The 1,715-nt window shown below is 52.4% G+C and carries 1 rRNA gene; it reads right to left on the reverse strand.

Annotation, left to right across the window (positions count from 1 at the left end):
- Positions 1-25: 25 nt before the first annotated feature.
- Positions 26-1,578 (reverse strand): 16S ribosomal RNA (locus AC2D8U_RS20980).
- Between the last annotated feature and the right edge of the window lie 137 nt (positions 1,579-1,715).

Below are 1,715 nucleotides of genomic sequence, written 5' to 3' on the forward strand. Positions count from 1 at the left end.
ACGCAAGCAAGAATTCATATCGTATTAAGGAGGTGATCCAGCCCCAGGTTCCCCTAGGGCTACCTTGTTACGACTTCACCCCAGTCATGAACCACAAAGTGGTGAGCGTCCTCCCGAAGGTTAAACTACCCACTTCTTTTGCAGCCCACTCCCATGGTGTGACGGGCGGTGTGTACAAGGCCCGGGAACGTATTCACCGTGGCATTCTGATCCACGATTACTAGCGATTCCGACTTCACGGAGTCGAGTTGCAGACTCCGATCCGGACTACGACCAGCTTTATGGGATTGGCGCACTATTGCTAGTTGGCAACCCTTTGTACTGACCATTGTAGCACGTGTGTAGCCCTACTCGTAAGGGCCATGATGACTTGACGTCGTCCCCACCTTCCTCCGGTTTATCACCGGCAGTCTCCCATGAGTTCCCGCCATTACGCGCTGGCAACATAGGACAAGGGTTGCGCTCGTTGCGGGACTTAACCCAACATTTCACAACACGAGCTGACGACAGCCATGCAGCACCTGTCTCAGAGTTCCCGAAGGCACGAAACCATCTCTGGTAACTTCTCTGGATGTCAAGAGTAGGTAAGGTTCTTCGCGTTGCATCGAATTAAACCACATGCTCCACCGCTTGTGCGGGCCCCCGTCAATTCATTTGAGTTTTAACCTTGCGGCCGTACTCCCCAGGCGGTCTATTTAATGCGTTAGCTTTGGAACCCACGACTCAAGGTCACAGACTCCTAATAGACATCGTTTACGGCGTGGACTACCAGGGTATCTAATCCTGTTTGCTCCCCACGCTTTCGCATCTGAGCGTCAGTCTTTGTCCAGGGGGCCGCCTTCGCCACTGGTATTCCTTCAGATCTCTACGCATTTCACCGCTACACCTGAAATTCTACCCCCCTCTACAAGACTCTAGTCTGGCAGTATCAAATGCAATTCCCAGGTTGAGCCCGGGGCTTTCACATCTGACTGACCAGACCGCCTGCATGCGCTTTACGCCCAGTAATTCCGATTAACGCTCGCACCCTCCGTATTACCGCGGCTGCTGGCACGGAGTTAGCCGGTGCTTCTTCTGCGAGTAACGTCACAGCTATGAAGTATTAATTCACAACCTTTCCTCCTCGCTGAAAGTGCTTTACAACCCGAAGGCCTTCTTCACACACGCGGCATGGCTGCATCAGGCTTTCGCCCATTGTGCAATATTCCCCACTGCTGCCTCCCGTAGGAGTCTGGACCGTGTCTCAGTTCCAGTGTGGCTGATCATCCTCTCAAACCAGCTAGAGATCGTCGCCATGGTGAGCCATTACCCCACCATCTAGCTAATCTCACTTGGGTTCATCCGATCGCGCAAGGCCCGAAGGTCCCCTGCTTTGCCCCGAAGGGATTATGCGGTATTAGCAGTCGTTTCCAACTGTTGTCCCCCACAACCGGGCAGATCCCCAAGCATTACTCACCCGTCCGCCGCTCGCCGCCCAACAAATCCCCCGAAGGTTCAATGTTGTCGCTGCCGCTCGACTTGCATGTGTTAGGCCTGCCGCCAGCGTTCAATCTGAGCCATGATCAAACTCTTCAATTAAAGATTTGATTTTAAGTCCCCACTCCGAAGAGCGAGACTTTACTCAATGAATACTGAATTTCGTATAGTCACTCAGTAAACATTAAGAAATGATGATTTCTCAATCCTACGTGAGTGCCCACACAGATTGTCTGACA

It is taken from the genome of Ferrimonas sp. YIN67 (assembly GCF_057219095.1).